Origin of the sequence: Schinkia azotoformans (genome assembly GCF_035811335.1) — a bacterium.
Taxonomy (GTDB): Bacteria; Bacillota; Bacilli; order Bacillales; family Bacillaceae_J; genus Schinkia; species Schinkia azotoformans.
Genome location: NZ_JARSMD010000030.1, coordinates 1 through 17,976 on the forward strand (window position 1 = coordinate 1; position 17,976 = coordinate 17,976).

The following is a 17,976-nucleotide window of genomic DNA, read 5'->3' on the forward strand; positions in this document are numbered from 1 at the left end:
TAGTTTCTTGGGTCCATTATACTGAACCTGCCATGCATCAGGTTCACTTAGGGACATGTATGGCAGCTGCTCGCCTTTAATCTTTAAAAATGCGAGATCGATATCAGTTTCAACGGATATGATATCCGCTGTCTTCCATTCTCCGTTAGGAAAAATCACAGTGATGGGGTGCATATCCTCAACGACATGTTTATTCGTGACAATTAAACCAGTTTCAGAGATATTAAAACCAGTTCCCTTAGTGTACTGATCTTGAATGGTGACAACGGCTTCCTTATACTCCTTAATGTCATCTTGTTTTGAAAGTTCACTTGACTTTTGCAAAAATTTAATAGAGGAAAAATTGATTACTCTTGGCCATACTTGATTGAGGCTGATAAGTAAAGCAATCACTAGTATTGCTGTAATGAATTTACGGATCACGGATTGGCGCTTCATTTGCCTGGCTTTTACTATTTTATCTTCTTCATTTGGCAAAAAATCTTCCAAAGAAGGCTCATCAAAATGTTCTTCATTTTCATTACGATCTTGTCTGTCCATATGTCTGTCCATAAAAAGTTTCCTCTCACTAATTAAAAACGACAAGTGCGCAAATCACCTGTCGTTTATAATGGTTTTAAAGTTTTTTCATCATAAAATACATTCCTTAATGCAAATTCCTTTGGTGCTGAAATAATTCTTCTAATTCGTGCAAAAGACTCTTTTTCCACCCCAGGGGTATAAGGTTCTGTTAGTTTTAATTGTTCTTTATAAATCCAATCATATAATTTCGCATTTGGCTGTCTATTTCCTACATACTCAATAACAGCAGCAATCTTTGTTAACTTTTCTAATTCTTCTCCATTTAACTGATCAATTGCCACTTCATCGAATGATAGCTCTTCAAAATACTGCTCATGGTCCAGTGAATAAAGGTCAATAAGCAAATTGGTCAATGCCAAATTAAAGTCGTCAGCCTTCATTATATCGAGAACTCTTTCCACTTCTTATTCAAGTCCTTTCCAACATAATTCAAAAACATTTTTTGTCTATCACCCAAATACCTTCTACCAATATATTTGTCAAATATCATTAAGACTTGTTCCAAAGTATCAATCTCAAGAAGCCTAATTAAATGCTCTGCATCATCAAAATCCTTAAACGGCTCCGGTCTTGCCGATAATATTTTCATCGCCAACATTTGTTCAGCAGTAGGTGCAAATACTATTAAATTTTTAAATTTATAAATTTCTCTTAAACTTTCTTGTTTGATTTGTTTTAATGGCTCTCGTATATCTTGATTAATCCAATTTTTATCTAAGTCATAGGTTTCTGCAATATCAATTAAAATATTGTCGATTATTGGTGATGTTTCAAATAAGGCATCAATATCTTTGGTTGCGGGCCTTGCATCAAAACAAGCCATCATAACAGTACCGCCATATATGTTTAAAGAAAGTTCCAATCTATTTTCACTAAGCTTCTCGTCCAACACTTCCAGTATTTCGAGAAAAAGCTCTTTTGTCATTTTTTCAAAACTCATACATTATCACCTTTTTCTTTGCTACAATTATATTCATTTGAGGTTTTTCAATATTCAGTACATCTATTATACCAAATAAAGGGATGTATTCAAAACAGCTGGAAAGAAACCTGATGGAGGTATTATGTGAGGAAAATAGCTACTTAAATCCAATAAATGGCATAATAAGAATTAAATTATGCAAAGTCATTGACGGCAGAATTCAAGATTTTTTCTTCGTAATAAAGATTGTAGAGGATTTTCTGCCGCAACTGATGTTTGCCTATTTGCCAACAAAGAAACAAAAAATTATGATATTAAAGATTGGGTTCAGCCAGATTTAATAGTCAAGGTTCTTTCACCATCAACAGCCAAAAATGACCGCCTAATTAAATGCAACTACTATGAAAAAGCAGATGTGAAGGAATATTGGATTGTTGATCCATATTATCAGACGATTGAAGTATACCTCTTGAAAACGGAACATATAACCGCAGTCGAGTTTATTTTAAAGATGATATTCTACATGTTCACTTATTTGGAGATTTTCAAATCGAATTAAGCTATATTTTTAAAAATTAGAGGCAAAAAAGAACGGATAAAATTTTTCCCGTTCTTTTACAATGGTTTTATTTTCGTCAAATTAAAGTTCCTCAAAATATCTTTCACAATCCGACGAATAAAGATCAATTACTAAATTAGTGGGCGCTAAACTAAAGTCATCAGCTTTCATTATATTGAGAACTCTTTCCAAGGCTTATTCAAGTCCTTTCCAACATAATTCAAAAACACTTTTTGTCTATCCCCAAAATATTTTCTGCCAATACATTTATCAAATACGTTAAAACTTGTTCCAAAGTATTAATTTTAAGAAGTCCAATTAAACGCTCCACACCATCAAAATCTTTAAATGGTTAGGCCTTGCCGATAATATTTTCATCGCTAGCATTTGTTCCACAGAAGGGGCAAAAATCTTCAGGTTATTATATTGATAAATCTCCTTTAGGTTTTTATTGAATTTATAATAGTTGAAATGAGCAAATAACTTATTAGTATTCCTGTAAAAAGTAAACTATAAGCTATCATATTTAAAAAAGGTAACTCTAAAACTCTTGACTGGTCTTTTATATATATCAAATATAAAACAGATGATAATAATAACATAATTCGAAATATTGTATGAATCCCAAAACTTTCATTTAAAAAGTCACCAAAGCAATTACATTTTATATTCTTTTTTTCGAGCATAGTTTTTATGTTTAAAAACAAGAAAAAAATAAGTAAAAGCGCTATAAAGAACAAGAAATAATAGTAATTATCAACCAGCAATATACCAGCAATTGCATACTCCACTATTACAATTAAAATCCATAAAGCATCGTTAAACCCCAAGTTTCTAATAGTTCTTTTTACTTGCTCTACAGAAAATAGTTTCATAGATGCAGAGATAAAAAATATTGTAGACAAGAACAACCTAAGAAAAATAGATATACTAATCTCCATCTAATCACCCCTTTGTAAAAATTATACTTATATGTAATTTAATATATTTTTTCCAAAAATCAACATTTTTTCTTTTTTTTTTCTGAAAATGCATTATGATATATTTTAGTGTAGTTATATTTATATTGGAGGCTTATTTATGTGGAAGATTTTCGTTACAACACTTTTTGTAGTTTTAGCAGGATGCTCTTATAATGTCGATGATATAAAAATGAACTATAATACAGAAAAAAATAAACTAACGTTTCCTGGTGAAAGTTTTTTACATTCTGAAAGATGGGTAACAGAAGTTCCAAAAGAGATAGAAATTAATTTTTCCAAAGAATCTCCAAAGATAATTAGCAATAAAAAAGATATTGAAGAAATTGTAATTGAAATTAATAAAGCAATAGATTTGGAAAAAAAAATATTTAATGAAAAAGCAAATAATTTAAAATACATTGGATTAATTAAGGGGTTTACGTTCGATATTAAAATTTACCTATCAAAAGATAAGGGCACTGTTTATTTCATTTCTAATAAAGGTATAAAACAAAGCGTTGTAAACAATATTACAAAGTATACTTCGGTTCCAGGACCTATTCCACCTGGTGATGAATCCTACTTAAATAAAGTTAAGCCTATTCCACCTGGTACTGAACCTTCATTAGATGATTTGTTACCTCTTAAACCCAATAATAAATAAGTAAGTATTAAATTTTTTATTAAAATTTAAGGTTAATAACTCAACTTTCGCAGAGTGAAATCGACAAATAAGCCTTGATATAATTGGGAAGGCTAGCGATCCACTTCTCTAGTTGACTTTGAATTAATTTTTTGATTTTTTTATGGGCCTGTTTTAACGCATCTTGGAAAAGCTCAATCAACTGCTGTAATGCGACAGCCCAATCAAGTTCATTAACTTCATCACATAATTCGTAAAATAGACCACCTATTGTGCGTTGGTCTGTGTTACAACGATTTTGCCAAGAAAGCACAATAAAACGTGCAAACACAATCGTTGTATGGCTAATTAGCCCATCATATGAGCGACTTTGGAATTCCTTTTCTAATTTTAATAGAGATTTGGTCGTCTTAAAGAACACCTCTATATCCCACCGCATTCCATAAATTCGAACAATCTCTTGTTCGGTAAGAGTGCAATCGGTACTGAGGATCGCAAGCCATTCGCTTTTCTTGTTTCTGTTTTGGATGAATACTACTTTTATTGGTGTCCCATTAGCCATAACGGTATGGATGGAACGAAGAATTCCTTTCTTCGATTCAGTTGGTTGTGCTAAGCGATAAAGCTGCTTTAAAGAAACTAACTTCCCGTTCACGTTATAGCGTTGTTTGGTTTCTTTGACCATGCCAATCACGTCTAAGCCTTGTTCAACAATAGCTTTGACAAGTGGTGGCATTGTAAACCAAGAATCCATTAGGACATAACTAGCGTCTATACCATTAGTTAGTGCACGCTTAATCATGTCTGGAAGCTGTTCAGGCTTTGATTGTAATGCATTTTCTCGGCGCTTGTAGCCGCACGTACGTTTGTCAATTTGTTCAGAGATTCCATTAATTTGAGTATTCTTCGAACTAAGTAATGAAAAGTCGATCGGCATAAATGTATAGCCATCAGACCAGCCTAAAGTCAGCATTGTAAAGCCTTTATAGTGCCGTTGTCTAAGAGAAGCATGATTAAAACAACGAGCAAGAAGTTCTACCTTTTTATTTCGATTCCGGTCATACGCTGAATCATCCACAATCAATACTTTTGGGCGATTCTTATCCGTAAGACGAGCCACCTTTTGGATTGTAAAGCTGCTTAAAAGAAGCAAAAAACGGCGCCAATTGAACTTTGATTCATTTAAGAAACGGTACACAGCATCCTTTGCAGGATACTTTTCGGCTTTCTTTGAATCAAGAAGAGAAAACCAGTTTTTATGTTGAAAAATCAAGCAAAAGATTAACTGGAATAAATAAGTACAACCAAATCCGAAGGATTTTTTAATTCCTGCTTGGCGTAAATGCTTATTCATTTCAAGCTCAGAAAAAACAGAATTAAGTTCTTTTGGTAGTTGATTGTATTGGCTATTTTGGTCTATCATATAGGGAGCACCTCTTCTGTATGGTAGTGTTTTCTTGACAATTACACTATACCAAAGGACGAGGTGTTTTTCATTTTTCATTAACTTTGTCAAGTAACATAATGAAAAGGCCGTAGGCCTTTAACAATCAACGTTTATCACCTACTTTATTGGTGCGAAAGTTGAGTTTATAATATCCTCTTGTTCTACAATTAGTTCATCGGATGACAAAACAATTCACCCCTTTAAAGGATTAGGTAATGGTTGGTTATTCTATATATGAGTTCCCCATCTTAAATAAAATAAGAATAAAGGCTCTAAGATATAAATTTGATTATCTTTCCACTCAAACACTTGATAGAACGCATCACTTGCTTTAATAATGGAAAATGCTTGTTCTATTGTGTTTTTTACTTTATTTCTGTCAGGTTTATCATTACTTCCTATTAGTAAATCTGTTCTCCTTTTAATTTCATCCAGGGATATACTTGTAATCGGTGGATCTTCCGCAATTGCTTTAATTAAAAGACTATATATATCAATATTTTCACCAGTAGTTAATGCATATGTTTTTCTTTTTTGCCCCCTTGGGTTTGGCCCATCTTCTAATTTCTTTACGACTTCACTGTATGGTAGATTCACAGTGATTAAATTATAGGCATCCTTGAGCACTGATTTATCAGTTATTGAATCAATTTCCTCGTTTTCATCAATGTTTAAATAAAATGATATATTAAAACAAATGGACTGCATTAATTGTGGAGATGTTAGACTTTCTTGAGCTAAATTTGTAACTATGTCGTCACTTACTTTTATTCCTAATTTATTAAACCCGGTGGTGGCAATTTCCTCTAATTCCTCAATCCTCCAAGGTTCTATCGATATTAAATTTAATCTTCCACTTAAATCCGGATTTTTTCGTATTGCATCATCTGTCCTATGGGGAAGGGATATAACAATTGCTTTCAATTCTAATCTAATCGCATCTTTTAGTTGGTAGGCAATGTCATATTGTATTTCCTCAGGTGCATAATGAAAATCGTCTAAGACTAGTACTTTATTATTTTGTTTAAAATAATCTATAACTTTATCTTTGCCAGTAAAAAATTTTTGTTTAGTCGTAGTTGACCTCTTTTCAATATTGTCCGCCACTCCTGTACCTTGAGTTGTGTTAGTATTAATAAGGTCTCCTTCCATCGAAAGTCCCACTTTTTTTGCTACTACTTCCCAAAAATCATTTGCATTCTTAAAGTCTGAACCTGTTAATAAGACTCTTTTATCTATACCAACTACCTTTTCAACCAATACTGTTTTTCCTGTCTTTGAAGGACCTATGATTGAGGTCAAAAAACCAACTGTATGAAGTGCCTGCTCTAATCGGTATTCATAAGTAAAACGTGTATCAAGTGATTTACGTATAACATAGGTATGTTTTGGAAAGGCTCCTGGATTAAAAACTTCATTTGACCGAACCGCTCTCATAATCTGCTTCCCCTCCCTAAAAATAGCTTAATATTAATAACATAGCCTGAATTTACACTAATTATAACATTATTACCCCTTTTTAATACCTTTTTTTACCTAAAGGTCTAATTTTACATAAACAAAAAAGACTACTCTTACACAAAATAGGAAGTAGTCTTTTGATTTGGGATTACATCATCCCCATGCCGCCCATGTCAGGCATTTCTGGAGCTTCTTTCTCAGGGATGTCAGCAAACAACTACTTCATTTTTAAGAGGCTCTACGATAACAGAGCCTTCTAAACCAGCGTTAGCGAACATAGTACCTATACTCCTTATAATTTCCTCCACTTCGCATTTCTACCCAACCCTATAGGTTCAATGACCTGTTGTACTTTTAGTTCATTTAACACACGATTAATGGTTGCTTCGCTAACATCTGGACAAGCGTTACGAATATCTGCTTTTGTGAAATAGCCCAGTTTCTTTTCGATATAGTCATGGATTCGTTGGCTTTTTCCGCCTATTTGCGTTTCAATAATGCCGACTCGGCTTTCTAAATCTTTATACGCTGCAATAAATGTACCTAATAAATAATTCAACCATGGGAAAATATTGTTTTTATTTTCATGCCAACCGATAGAAGATGTTCTTAATGATTCATAATAATCTTCTTTCGACTCTTCAATGATTTTTTCCAAACTAATATAACGACCTACTTCGTAGCCGAATTTATACAACAATAATAAGGTCAATAATCGCGCCATTCTCCCATTCCCATCATTAAAGGGATGGACGGATAAGAAATCTAATATAAAAATACTAATTAAAATAAGAGGCTCTACATCTGTTTTCACCATTCGCTCCCTCAACTCTTCACACAATCTCTGCATCGCAGTTGGTGTTTCGAATGCAGAAAGAGGTTGAAAGCGAATACGCTTCGTGCCATCTACAAATGTTTCACTGATAACATTATCAACGTTTTTCCATCGTCCGCCTTCGATTGGATTATAACGATACAATTCTTTATGTAATTGTAAAATTACACTTTCTCTTATAGGAATAGCATCATATGAGGAATGAACAAGTTGTAATACATCTCGATAGCCAGCAATTTCACCCTCTGAACGATCTTTCAAATCAATATCATTTTGCATGATACTTTTTAATCTACTATCTGTAATAATAATCCCTTCGATGGCATTAGACGCCTTGGTGGATTGAATGACTGCTACATCTTTTAGTGTTTCTAAAATTTGCGGCGCTTGTTGTTTATATAGCTCTTGCTTACCTTTATATTCATTGATTTTAGCTATTAAATTCACTGTTTCCATCGGCATCATTAATTGCTTTAATTGTTCATATTGAAATGTTCTCATTACTTCACCTCTTGAAAAGTTAATAGTCTAATTATAATCATTTTATATACTTTATGTATATTTTCCTATAATGAATTAGTTTATGAATATGTTTATTGTAATATAGACATATTCATTCTACAAGAGATTGAGTATGTTAAAAAGTGAGATAATAATATAATATTTTTAAAAATAAATAAACGACAAGTATGTCCTGTCCTTGTCGTTTTTAATGGCTACCTCGTGTATTTAACTTTTCTCGTCAAATTATGGTTCCTCAAATACTGGAATTTGCTTCCTATACTCTTTCAATACCATTTAAATCAAAAAAGACATTCCTTGTTCTAAACGGAGCAGGACTTATATATTGCATTCGTACCTTTTCAAAATCACTAATTCTTTTAGAATGATAATAGGGTTTATCAAACATTAATCTCTCGTCTCTAAACCAACTCGGGACCTCGATATCGTAAATTTGTAAGTAGTAATCCATTAAAGCCGTTACTTTTGTCAAATATTCCAATTCCTTATCATCGCATTGGTCTAAATCTACCGGCTCCCTTAAGCTGCCAATAAATTCCGTATCTTTTGATTTAAGCAATTCCAGAAGCTGATTTAAACTGGTATCTTCATCAGGGTACTCAAATAAAGATCTTAAATACTTATTCCCAATCATAGCCTAAATCCTCTCCTAAATATTTAATAAAATTCATTTGTCTTTCCCCGAGAAGACTTAATGGTACATAGTCTTTGAAGATATTTAAAAGTTCTGTTTTAGATGTGATTTCCAATTCCCTACATAATAAATACGCATCAATAAAGTCTTTAGCAGGTTCCGGTCTAGCCGCCAAAACTTTCATCGCCAATAATTGTTCCGCTTTAGGTTTTAATATTTTGAGGTTCGAGTATACTTTATAAGTTTCCTTGTCTTCTTTTAAAATCGATTTTAGCGGCTCCTTTATCTCTTCATTTATCCAACCATCAGAAAGTTGAAAAACAAAGCGAACTTGGTCCAATATGTTTGCTAATAATTTTGAATTAACCTCACTAAATACACAGTCTATATCCTTAGTTGCAGGTCTATTATCATAGACCATCGTCATGATAGAGCCCCGATAAATCGTGATCTCCAGTTGTAATTGATTTTCTTTTAATCTTTCATTTAGATAATCAAAAACCTCTAACAACTTTTTCTTATCCATTAATCCAATATTATTAGAATTAGTCATATTACCCCGCCTCTATCCTGGGTTTCCTTTATTCCCATTATATCATTGTTACAAAGGTGAACAAAGGCACAAAAGCTTCTTCGATTACATCCAATCTAGAGCTCTCTGCAATGGGTAGCCACCTATCACTTATTAATTGTTGTTCAAATTCATCGTGCAAACCTGGGAATTCATCCTGGATTTTGGGCTATTTATCCCGAATCTATTGCATTGAATGCCGAATATTATAAAATTATTATTACATATTATTTTTAGTGGAATACGAAAAATTCCCCAATCAATATTTATAACAGTAACGCGGAGGCAGTTTATGAAAATTATTCGGTTTTGGTAATATTGGGAAATGTGGTTTATAAAGGTGCTGGAAAGTTTGTTTATAATGAAATGTATTGAAAATCAGGAGGAGGATCTATGCGTAACCTAGTGCTCAATTTAATTTTATTCGTAGGCATATTCATTGTATTGGTATTTTTTGATTACTATAGAGATAGTACATTTCAGTGGATTGAAAACTTAATACATACTTTATTTTTTGTTTTTATATTCGGGCTATTATCGTGGTTAACAAATAGTAAAAAAACAGAAAAATAAAACTTCATCCTTTACCGAATGGATGATTACTTTTTCCTCTTTTAGGGCTTCAAGGATTTCTCTTCTACCAAAATCCTTTTCATCAAAACTTGATGTTAATTCTTTGAGGACTGATTCTGGAACATACACTTTATCAAATAACTCTTAATTTCATTTTACCATATACCAAACCCGTTCAACCGAAAAACAATAAACGACAAGTACGCTTTTCACCTATTGTTTATAGTTGATTGACATGTGGCAGTTGTCGATTAAAATAGAAAATAAGATAAAACTATCAATATAGCCCATAATATACTAGCAATATAATTACCGTTTTTCAAAAAGTACGGTAAAAATGCTAGACCAATCGTTCCTAACATAAAAGACAAAAATAATGACCATGCCATAATCATCAACTTCCTTCGGTCTGTTCCATAAACTTATCATCAATCTATATAAAAAGATTGTATCATGAACTAACCGCAATCATAAATTAAATTTAAACAAAAAGACAACCCAAGCTTTTCGCAGGGAGTAGTCCCAGTGGACCTATTGATCGTTTATTTCTGCATTTATTATTTTCTGTTCTGATAAAATATTTCGTTACCAAATTGTGATTTTGTTATATATTGTGATGTTAGATTTAATGGCGCTATACCACTGCCCGCATAATAAGACTTTATTTCCAAAACAATGATACCTGACTTTAATGCATAATTTTGTTGATTTATATTTTTTCTAGAATCAATATCAGTGTTGAATTCATCAAGGAAATTATAGGGTTCTATTTCAGCCTTTTATAAACTACATCATTTTGTTCATTTGGATTTTGCGGCTGTTGATAATCGTTTTAAATCTGGATTTTTTCGAATTGCATCATCTGCCCTTTGGGGAAGGGATATAACAAATGCCTTCAATTCTAATCTAATCGCATCTTTCAGTTGGTAAGCAATGTCATATTGTATTTCTTCAGGTGCATAATGAAAATCATCTAAGACTAGTACTTTATTATTTTGTTTAAAATACTCTATAACTTTATCTTTGCCAGTAAAAAATTTCTGTTTGGTCGTAGTTGACCTCTTTTCAATATTGTCCGCCACCCCTGTACCTTGAGTTGTGTTAGTATTAATAAGGTCTCCTTCCATCGAAAGTCCCGCTTTTTTTGCTACTACTTCCCCCCTATAATTTCCTCCACTTCGCATTTCTACCCAACCCTATAGGTTCAATGGTCTGTTGTACTTTTAGTTCATTTAACACACGATTAATGGTTGCTTCGCTAACATCCGAACAAGCGTTTTAAATAGTTATCTAAACGGCTTGAAAAATGATATAGATGCGGTCAATAATGCATTTATTTTCCCTTATAATAATGGGTTAGCAGAAGGGAGTATCAATAAGTTAAAAACAATCAAACGCATCATGTATAGTAGAAGTAGTTTTGAACTTCTACGGAAGAAATTATTATTTCTCGAATCACGGAAATTCAACTAACGCTGGAAAGAACCCATTTTTAGCTTACGAAATGAAAATAAATTAATAAGAAGAATGAAGAATATAGAAAAATATAGAAAATGATTTTTAGAGTTGTTGGTTTTTTAATAATATTATAAATAGATATTGAAATTATAATAATTATCGATATTATATAAGCTGAAAAATGTTGAAAAACAACAGCGAGTATAATAGAAAGTGCTCCTAAAATATTTATAATAGTTTTTTCTTTCAAGTTTATCTACTCCCTTTTTAAACCAATTATATATTTTCATGGATTAATTATATCCAATACTACCAAAAATAAAAATTCCAAGATAAAAAACACCTTGGAATTTTTATTTTTGACATATTAATATTAATCCATATATTTTGTTGTTAAGATTGCATTCCCTAATTGGTTTGTTCTCTGACTATCCGAATATACATATGCTATTTTCATTTCTGCAACAGGTACGCTACCATCCCATTTATAATACCAAAGAATAGTATAATACAAATTTGGAGCAAATATATTGTAAGCTAAAGTAGCTATTCGTGTTACATCCGCTGCCAAAGCCCACGGAATTCTGCTTGCTATAAGAATTGAAATTGCACCTATTGTAAATTTTGTTACAAGATCTGAGTACTTTGAGGTATCATAATAGATCCAATCTGTTACTGCATTAATAGTTACTTCACCTGACAGTAATTGAGCATCCTTACTATCTATTTTTATTAATTCTTCACTATTTATTTGTGGTGTTTGAAATTCAAATTTTTCTGTGTTAATCTTGTTGTCTTTTTTTGTTTCAATTACAAGATTATTATCTTCAATTGTACTTTTTTGTTCAGAGAATAATTCGTAATTACCTTCACTATTTTTTATATAGATTTCACTACTTACCCCTTTAAAATCATCATCAAATTCTTCTATGATTTTAAAAGACTCTCCATTTTCATCGAAAGAATATTCAAGATACGTATCTGAACTATTAATCATTTGGAAATTTGACTTTTGAACTGACTCAACTTTTGCACTAGGCTCACCGGGATTTACTAACGTAACTAACAGTAGAGCCATCATAGATACCATTGTTATTAATTTTTTAATAGCCAACTTTTTTTCCCCCTCATTTAAAATACTAAAATACATTAATTTTTTTAAAAGATTAAATATTTTCTTGCCTCCTTTCAACAGCAATCATATAAAATATTCCAATAATTACAATATTTTGCGACAAACTCATCAAAAGTCGGGATAAATCCCCATATTTCCGGGATAAATGCAGATGCAGATTCTAAAATTAAATGATTTTTCAAATTCGTCCCGCAAATTCAAGAATTCATCCCCGATTTCATGGAGTTTATCCCAAATCTATTGATTAATATGTTGAATAATGTAGAATTAATTTAAATTGGATAATTGCTGGAAGGTGGTAAATGTTGATTACGAGAATTTCTCAGTTGTTTGCTAGAAAACTAGCTGTTGCAAGCGGTTATGTTGAGGAAGAGGATTTTTTGCGGTATGGCTTTGAGTTATTAATTGGTTATTTTATTAAAGTGCTCCTTTTATTGACAATTGCCGTGTCATTACATATAACTTCGCAAACTATTATTCTTGTACTTGCATTTGTATCATTACGAATTGTTTCAGGCGGACATCATTTGTCTACGTATCTTTCATGCATGCTATTCAGTTTGGGGCTTTTTGTATTGTTAGCTGTGGTTGCTGCGAATCCACCACAGATTCTAATAAACCATTTATTAATTGTCCTTCATGTGGCTATCATTTTGGGAATGGTTTCGATTAGTCGCCTACCCAAAGAGAATAATAATAATCCGATTATAAAAAGCAAAAAGGGCATTCCCTACCTTGTCCTAACTAATTGGTATTTTATTCTTTTAATAGGTTCCTTATTTGAAATGGAACCTACATTAATCCTTGCTTCACTGTTTGGATTAATGTTGCAATATATATCTCTTACCCCAATTGGAATTAAGATTATTGAAAAAGTAAATCAATTATTAGTAGAAAGGAGTTTTTTAAAATGCTGAAAAAGGGTTTAACTTTTATTGCTGTTGCCATGTTAACGTTTGTGAAGGGAGAGGTTTCAACACAAAGCGCAATCTTTTTTTATCAGCCTAAAAAACCATGCAGAAAGAAACTTGATTAAAAATGCTACGGGTGATTATCGTTGATGATGATCCAATTATCATAAGACGGTTAAAAAAGTTATTGGAGGAAACAAATGAAGTTGTTGTGGTCAATGAATATCAAACAGGACAAGAATATATAAATTCAATTAACAAAAAGCCCCATGATTTTGCCGTCTTGGATATTGATCTTCCTGACCTTAACGGGATCGAACTAGCTAAAAAAATACATGAATTCAGACCGGACTTTCCAATTATTTTCCTTACAGGACATGTGGACTATGCATTAGAAAGCTATGAAGTAGAAGCAACTGATTACCTACTGAAGCCAATCGACCCATCACGTATCCATATTGCCCTCGAAAAAGTGAAAAAACGATTAGATGTTACAGATACCACTTTAAGTCGGATTGAATCATGGCTACTTGGTCCCGGAAAAATTGCCATAAAAGTTGAGGCTAATCTTCTATTTTTAGAGATGGATCAAATCGTTTGTATAAAAAAAGATGGTAGAATGACTTCCATTCTTACAATTGAAAATCATCAAAATAAGGTGAAAGAAAATATCTATACTACAAGAGAAAGCATGAAGGATATTCATCAGCGGCTTGATCAAAATCTCTTTATAAGAACACATAACAGCTATATTGTTAATATCAAATGGATCTACGAAGTGATTCCTTTTGCATCTGAGACATATAAACTTAAGTTAAAACATACAGATGAATACGCACTATTAAATAGGCCTAAATTATCTGAATTAATTCAACAAGTAAAGTAGTAGGAGTCTATTTTATGGATAATTTCTTTGCTTTCATTTTCCAATCCGTCCCTGAAGCTTTTATTAAACTATTTTTCGCGATATGTCTATTGAAGCCAACCCTCTTGCCAGCAAACTGGAGAGGGTTGGTTATTTATTCAATTAGCACTTCCATTATTTCATATATCTTTAGATATTTTAATTTACAAATGGAATTATGGATAGTTGTACTATTTTTTCTATCCATAATAATTACCCGGTTTAGTTTTCCTATTTCTTGGTATCTTTCTCTTTTGCTGAATACGGTTTCATATATCGTTCAGTTAATTGGGGAATTTATTATTTTATACTTTGCTAATTCTATTTTTAACCTATCACTAATTCAAGTACAACAAACGCTTACTTATAGAATTGGACTTCCCTATTTATATTTAATACCACTAATTTTACTGGCCTTGTATTTTAAGAAGTGCCATTTCCACATAAAGGAAAAATGGGTCAATCATAAATATAAATGGGGTCTGCCTCTTATTAGTTTGCAACTAGTGCTGGGATTAATGATTCATGCATTGTACTTTATACCAAATGATAGCTATTATACGTTTTTCATTCGATTTCCTATTTTAACAATATCGATGGTCCTCGTATCCATTATGTTCTTCATCTATGTAAACCATATCCAGCAAAAAGAGATTCACGATCACATTACTTACGCAGAAAAACCTCTAATCGATGAATTGGAAAAAATGATTGTCCAATGGCGCAGTTATCGTCACGATTTTCATAATCATATCGAAGTTCTATATGTATTACTAGAGGAAGAAAAGTATGCTGAAGCTAAACAGTATATGACTAATTTGCATAAAAAAGTCATAGAATCGCAAAATTTATTTCCTTTTAAACAACCGGCTGTACAAGCATTATTAAAAGCAAAAATGGTCCAAGCAGAAGAAAAAGGTATTCAATTAGCGGTAAAAAATGAGGAAATGCTTATCTTTCCGCAAATGAAGAGTTATGACATTGTTTTAATTTTGGGAAATATTATTGATAATGCAATCGACGTTCTGCATGATTCTAATCAACAATTAAAACAAATTGAAATTGGTTATAAAAAGGTGCTAAATATTTGTCTATTAGAAATTACGAACAATGGCCCCCAGATTCCATCAGACATGAGAGAAAAAATATTTACCAAAGGCATATCAACAAAATCAGAAGGTAAGCACCAAGGCATGGGGCTACCCACCGTTAAGGAGATTGTTGAAAGTTATAATGGGGAAATTACGGTTAATTCTGATGAAGGTACTACTAGCTTTCGAGTGGCACTGTTTATAGAATCTTAGTTAGTTATTGAAATTCTTCCTTATTTGATAGCGAAAAACGGTTAATAAAAAGTATGTGTCAAAGAATGTTAGTCTCCATAATATGAAAATACCACAGCCTATTAGCTGTGGTAGACTTTCTTATCTTTGAAAAATAAATCAATCATACCAAACTTGAATGTTATCAATTGTGAATTTTTTTCCATCCGTGTTTACAACTTTAAAACGATAATCATATCCTCTTGGCATTGTAGACCAAGCACTTACATGAACATCTCCAGTCCATCCACCAGGTAATGAAATTGATTTAGCTTCACTTCCCGCTCCACCATTATCATCATAATAAGCATGAATTGTAAATCTCTCTGCAATCCCATTGACTCTTATTATTGTATCAACAGGATTGTAAAATGCTATACCTCTCCATCCTCCACCTATCCAGAAATTACTGGAAAATTCTATTGGTCCATAATTGTACGGGAAGCTTTTAAACAGGGATAAATTGGTGTTTTTATCCGAATTAAACTTGATAAATTGTTTAAGTTCTTCCTTCGTATAAGGAATTTCATCACCATTCTCATCAAACACTTTTACCTCTGAAAGAAGATCATCTTCTGTTAGTGAGTTCGCTGAAGCGTTTCCTATTCCAAAGAGAAGTGACAAACTGAATACAGCTAAAATGGTGAACAAAAAGTTTTTCATTTTCATATTAACTTCTATAATTGTAATATGTTCCTGTTTTTGACACTTGGAGAATAGAAAAGGCTTGAAAACCCTTATAGATAGGGCTTTTCAAGCCTTTTTGTATATTGTAAAAGTTGAGTACTTTTTTTATTTTTTTGTGTCTCTAAAAATTTTTTTCATCTGCCTATTACTAATGATTTGATAATCTGTTCTAAAGCCAAATGCCTCATGTAAAGCATCTGTGAAATCAGTTCGTGTATAGATCGGGATATAACCATCTCCAATAATTTCGTAAAAATTCATATCTCTCAAACCGTGTATAATTTCGCTGCATGTGAATTGTTCACCAAGTTTCTTCTCTAGATACCTGAATATTACTATTGATAGAAAGCAGGTAGTGAAATGAGCCTCGATCCTATCGTCCCGGCTTAGGTATATGGGTCTCGCTTTAAATTCGCTTTTCATGATGCGAAAACACTCTTCAATTTCCCAACGTCTGTGATTAATCTTTATAATGTCAGAAGCCTGATCTTCTAAATTCGTACATACGGCATAAAACCCATCGAATAATTCCTCTTTTGAGATGATATCCGCATTAATGCTATATAACTCTTTGTCCACAATTTCTCCGTCAGGAGTTATACTTGTCTTTTCAATGAAGCGCTTATAATCATTTTGGTTGTGTTTTTTTATCTTTGCAGGATTAGTGTCTATTACTTTTACCGCACGTTTGATCGGCAAACTTAGTATTATCGTCTAACTTCGTAATGTCATAGGTCTTATGATTCTCACCAAGCCTCCAACCTTCTGAAGAAAGAGCCCATTCTTTTAAATGCTTTTTTAACTTCTTGATGGATTGAGTTGTAATAAAAGCACGATCTTTTTTATCATTAAACTTCCTGTTATCGGTTGAGGCAAGTCCCGCATCCGTGCAAACAACGAACTTAGATAACTCGAAATCTTTTAATATTTTTTCTTCTAAAGGTTTTAACGTAATCTGCTCATTTGTATTCCCTTTATGGATACTGAAAGCAAGGGGGATCCCATCCCCATCCATAAAGAGCCCCATCTGGACAATAGGGTTAGGGCGGTGTTCCTTAGAATAACCGTATTGCTTCAGACCTTCCTCCTGTTCAATCTCAAAAAAATAATTCGTGCAGTCATAATAAAGGATGCCGCTATTTCTTTTGGATAACTTCAGACTATTTTTATACAGCTCCGATTGAATAAAATCCGTTTCTTTAGCAATGACTTCAAGGGCTCTATATACATGTTGGATTTCAAAGTCTGGTTGTTCGATGAGCTTAGAAGAAAGGTGATGGGTAGCAAGTTTGGAAGACGGGAAAATGATTCTTCCGTATAGTAAGCGTGGCAAAATCGAGTTCAGATTAAATGAAAACTTGTATTTGTCAGAGATTTGACTGCAGATTTTATGAAGCTGTAAATCATGGTAAATCTGTTGAAGAAAAAGATAACCGCCATTAAAACAACGTTGCTCATCTTTTTCGATCAACTTAGTAGGAGAGTATTGAACCATAATCTTACGATTATCTTCTTTCTCTTTCTTATTGAGTTCAGCAATATATTGTTTCGCCCATTCAATGGGATCTTGACCGTCCAATTTTTTTAGAAGTTCATCATATGTACCAAGCTTTTCAACAATCTTGGAGGAATGTTTCCCGTTTTTATAAGTGGATTTAATGACATAAAGTGATGAAGAATTTTTAGATTTAGTAATTTTTAATCTCATAACCATCACCCCCGTTTCCCTATATTATAACACATTACCCAAAAGTACTCAATATAAAAAGTGGTAAAAATGCCACTTTTCTAACAAATAAAGTAGGGAAACCTCTTTCAAGGCTTCCCCCTTATCAAACCGTACGTGCC

At 32.5% G+C, this 17,976-nt stretch carries 19 protein-coding genes and 1 pseudogene; 7 read left to right on the forward strand and 13 right to left on the reverse strand.

The features are described from left to right. From P9E47_RS18780 to P9E47_RS18790, 3 genes are all read right to left on the reverse strand, one after another. On the reverse strand, positions 1–552 hold a 552-nt coding region (locus tag P9E47_RS18780), incomplete at its 3' end, for a trypsin-like peptidase domain-containing protein (RefSeq protein ID WP_326164342.1). Positions 553–605: 53 nt separating this feature from the next. Further along, the gene (locus P9E47_RS18785) at positions 606–962 is read right to left on the reverse strand and encodes a hypothetical protein (RefSeq protein WP_003329272.1); all 357 of its coding nucleotides are present in this window, start codon (positions 960–962) and stop codon (positions 606–608) included. Beyond that, positions 962–1,522 (reverse strand): DUF6036 family nucleotidyltransferase, encoded by a 561-nt coding sequence (locus P9E47_RS18790; protein ID WP_003329273.1) that lies wholly within the window; start codon positions 1,520–1,522, stop codon positions 962–964. The genes P9E47_RS18785 and P9E47_RS18790 overlap by 1 nt, the downstream gene beginning before the upstream one ends. 113 nt (positions 1,523–1,635) lie before the next feature. Between P9E47_RS18790 and P9E47_RS18795 the strand changes: the two genes are divergently transcribed. Together P9E47_RS18795 and P9E47_RS18800 are read left to right on the forward strand one after the other, a co-directional pair. After that, positions 1,636–1,845, forward strand: a complete 210-nt coding sequence (locus tag P9E47_RS18795; RefSeq protein WP_003329274.1) for a hypothetical protein — start codon at positions 1,636–1,638, stop codon at positions 1,843–1,845. Then, entirely contained in the window at positions 1,818–2,063 is a 246-nt protein-coding gene (locus P9E47_RS18800) for a Uma2 family endonuclease (protein WP_235786681.1), read from the forward strand. Before P9E47_RS18795 ends, P9E47_RS18800 begins: the two co-directional genes overlap by 28 nt. A gap of 440 nt (positions 2,064–2,503) precedes the next feature. Here P9E47_RS18800 and P9E47_RS18805 read toward each other — a convergent pair whose 3' ends face one another. Then, on the reverse strand, positions 2,504–3,004 hold the full coding sequence (locus P9E47_RS18805; RefSeq protein WP_326164344.1) for a MauE/DoxX family redox-associated membrane protein: 501 nt from the start codon (positions 3,002–3,004) through the stop codon (positions 2,504–2,506). 139 nt (positions 3,005–3,143) lie between these two features. On the opposite strand from P9E47_RS18805, the gene P9E47_RS18810 reads away from it, so the two are divergent. After that, positions 3,144–3,689 carry a hypothetical protein gene (locus tag P9E47_RS18810; RefSeq protein ID WP_003329278.1) on the forward strand — a complete coding sequence of 182 codons (546 nt, stop codon included), beginning with the start codon at positions 3,144–3,146 and terminating at the stop codon, positions 3,687–3,689. A 40-nt stretch (positions 3,690–3,729) separates the two neighbouring features. On the opposite strand, the gene P9E47_RS18815 is transcribed toward P9E47_RS18810, so the two are convergent. The 7 genes from P9E47_RS18815 to P9E47_RS18850 all read right to left on the reverse strand — a co-directional run bounded on the left by P9E47_RS18815 (position 3,730) and on the right by P9E47_RS18850 (position 12,283). Then, positions 3,730–5,091: an IS4 family transposase gene (locus tag P9E47_RS18815; RefSeq protein ID WP_326164346.1), complete on the reverse strand. Its 1,362-nt coding sequence runs from the start codon at positions 5,089–5,091 to the stop codon at positions 3,730–3,732. Between the two features lie 252 nt (positions 5,092–5,343). Next, entirely contained in the window at positions 5,344–6,552 is a 1,209-nt protein-coding gene (locus P9E47_RS18820) for an ATP-binding protein (RefSeq protein ID WP_326164348.1), read from the reverse strand. A gap of 316 nt (positions 6,553–6,868) precedes the next feature. Beyond that, positions 6,869–7,912: a Fic family protein gene (locus tag P9E47_RS18825; protein WP_004431176.1), complete on the reverse strand. Its 1,044-nt coding sequence runs from the start codon at positions 7,910–7,912 to the stop codon at positions 6,869–6,871. Between the two features lie 277 nt (positions 7,913–8,189). Further along, the gene (locus tag P9E47_RS18830) at positions 8,190–8,567 is read right to left on the reverse strand and encodes a hypothetical protein (protein ID WP_326164350.1); all 378 of its coding nucleotides are present in this window, start codon (positions 8,565–8,567) and stop codon (positions 8,190–8,192) included. After that, positions 8,554–9,120, reverse strand: a complete 567-nt coding sequence (locus P9E47_RS18835; RefSeq protein WP_326164352.1) for an ABC transporter substrate-binding protein — start codon at positions 9,118–9,120, stop codon at positions 8,554–8,556. Before P9E47_RS18835 ends, P9E47_RS18830 begins: the two co-directional genes overlap by 14 nt. A 1,391-nt stretch (positions 9,121–10,511) precedes the next feature. Next, complete coding sequence (locus P9E47_RS18840; RefSeq protein ID WP_326153992.1) at positions 10,512–10,895, reverse strand: hypothetical protein; 384 nt, start codon at positions 10,893–10,895, stop codon at positions 10,512–10,514. A 647-nt stretch (positions 10,896–11,542) separates the two neighbouring features. Beyond that, a complete protein-coding gene (locus tag P9E47_RS18850; RefSeq protein WP_003331682.1) occupies positions 11,543–12,283 on the reverse strand; it encodes a hypothetical protein in 741 nt (246 codons plus the stop codon). A gap of 326 nt (positions 12,284–12,609) precedes the next feature. Here P9E47_RS18850 and P9E47_RS18855 point away from each other — a divergent pair, with 326 nt between their 5' ends. The 4 genes from P9E47_RS18855 to P9E47_RS18870 are packed head-to-tail and all read left to right on the forward strand — an operon-like array spanning position 12,610 to position 15,423. Then, positions 12,610–13,221, forward strand: coding sequence for an accessory gene regulator ArgB-like protein (locus P9E47_RS18855; RefSeq protein ID WP_326164354.1), 612 nt, complete (start codon positions 12,610–12,612; stop codon positions 13,219–13,221). Next, the gene (locus tag P9E47_RS18860; protein WP_326164356.1) at positions 13,215–13,340 is read left to right on the forward strand and encodes a hypothetical protein; all 126 of its coding nucleotides are present in this window, start codon (positions 13,215–13,217) and stop codon (positions 13,338–13,340) included. Before P9E47_RS18855 ends, P9E47_RS18860 begins: the two co-directional genes overlap by 7 nt. Positions 13,341–13,342: 2 nt before the next feature. After that, positions 13,343–14,101 (forward strand): LytR/AlgR family response regulator transcription factor, encoded by a 759-nt coding sequence (locus P9E47_RS18865; RefSeq protein WP_326164358.1) that lies wholly within the window; start codon positions 13,343–13,345, stop codon positions 14,099–14,101. A gap of 14 nt (positions 14,102–14,115) precedes the next feature. Next, positions 14,116–15,423 carry a sensor histidine kinase gene (locus tag P9E47_RS18870; protein ID WP_326164359.1) on the forward strand — a complete coding sequence of 436 codons (1,308 nt, stop codon included), beginning with the start codon at positions 14,116–14,118 and terminating at the stop codon, positions 15,421–15,423. A gap of 138 nt (positions 15,424–15,561) precedes the next feature. On the opposite strand, the gene P9E47_RS18875 is transcribed toward P9E47_RS18870, so the two are convergent. Both P9E47_RS18875 and P9E47_RS18885 read right to left on the reverse strand, forming a co-directional pair. Beyond that, complete coding sequence (locus tag P9E47_RS18875; protein WP_003332079.1) at positions 15,562–16,104, reverse strand: hypothetical protein; 543 nt, start codon at positions 16,102–16,104, stop codon at positions 15,562–15,564. 129 nt (positions 16,105–16,233) lie between these two features. Beyond that, positions 16,234–17,836: pseudogene (locus P9E47_RS18885) on the reverse strand (IS1634 family transposase). Between the last annotated feature and the right edge of the window lie 140 nt (positions 17,837–17,976).

Bases quoted from the DNA above. Each gene is read 5' to 3' on its own strand.
- P9E47_RS18785 (WP_003329272.1), bottom strand. From the start codon at position 962: ATGAAGGCTGACGACTTTAATTTGGCATTGACCAATTTGCTTATTGAC.
- P9E47_RS18790 (WP_003329273.1), bottom strand. From the start codon at position 1,522: ATGAGTTTTGAAAAAATGACAAAAGAGCTTTTTCTCGAAATACTGGAA.
- P9E47_RS18795 (WP_003329274.1), top strand. From the start codon at position 1,636: ATGGAGGTATTATGTGAGGAAAATAGCTACTTAAATCCAATAAATGGC.
- P9E47_RS18805 (WP_326164344.1), bottom strand. From the start codon at position 3,004: ATGGAGATTAGTATATCTATTTTTCTTAGGTTGTTCTTGTCTACAATA.
- P9E47_RS18810 (WP_003329278.1), top strand. From the start codon at position 3,144: ATGTGGAAGATTTTCGTTACAACACTTTTTGTAGTTTTAGCAGGATGC.
- P9E47_RS18815 (WP_326164346.1), bottom strand. From the start codon at position 5,091: ATGATAGACCAAAATAGCCAATACAATCAACTACCAAAAGAACTTAAT.
- P9E47_RS18820 (WP_326164348.1), bottom strand. From the start codon at position 6,552: ATGAGAGCGGTTCGGTCAAATGAAGTTTTTAATCCAGGAGCCTTTCCA.
- P9E47_RS18825 (WP_004431176.1), bottom strand. From the start codon at position 7,912: ATGAGAACATTTCAATATGAACAATTAAAGCAATTAATGATGCCGATG.
- P9E47_RS18830 (WP_326164350.1), bottom strand. From the start codon at position 8,567: ATGATTGGGAATAAGTATTTAAGATCTTTATTTGAGTACCCTGATGAA.
- P9E47_RS18835 (WP_326164352.1), bottom strand. From the start codon at position 9,120: ATGACTAATTCTAATAATATTGGATTAATGGATAAGAAAAAGTTGTTA.
- P9E47_RS18840 (WP_326153992.1), bottom strand. From the start codon at position 10,895: ATGCGAAGTGGAGGAAATTATAGGGGGGAAGTAGTAGCAAAAAAAGCG.
- P9E47_RS18860 (WP_326164356.1), top strand. From the start codon at position 13,215: ATGCTGAAAAAGGGTTTAACTTTTATTGCTGTTGCCATGTTAACGTTT.
- P9E47_RS18865 (WP_326164358.1), top strand. From the start codon at position 13,343: ATGCTACGGGTGATTATCGTTGATGATGATCCAATTATCATAAGACGG.
- P9E47_RS18870 (WP_326164359.1), top strand. From the start codon at position 14,116: ATGGATAATTTCTTTGCTTTCATTTTCCAATCCGTCCCTGAAGCTTTT.
- P9E47_RS18875 (WP_003332079.1), bottom strand. From the start codon at position 16,104: ATGAAAAACTTTTTGTTCACCATTTTAGCTGTATTCAGTTTGTCACTT.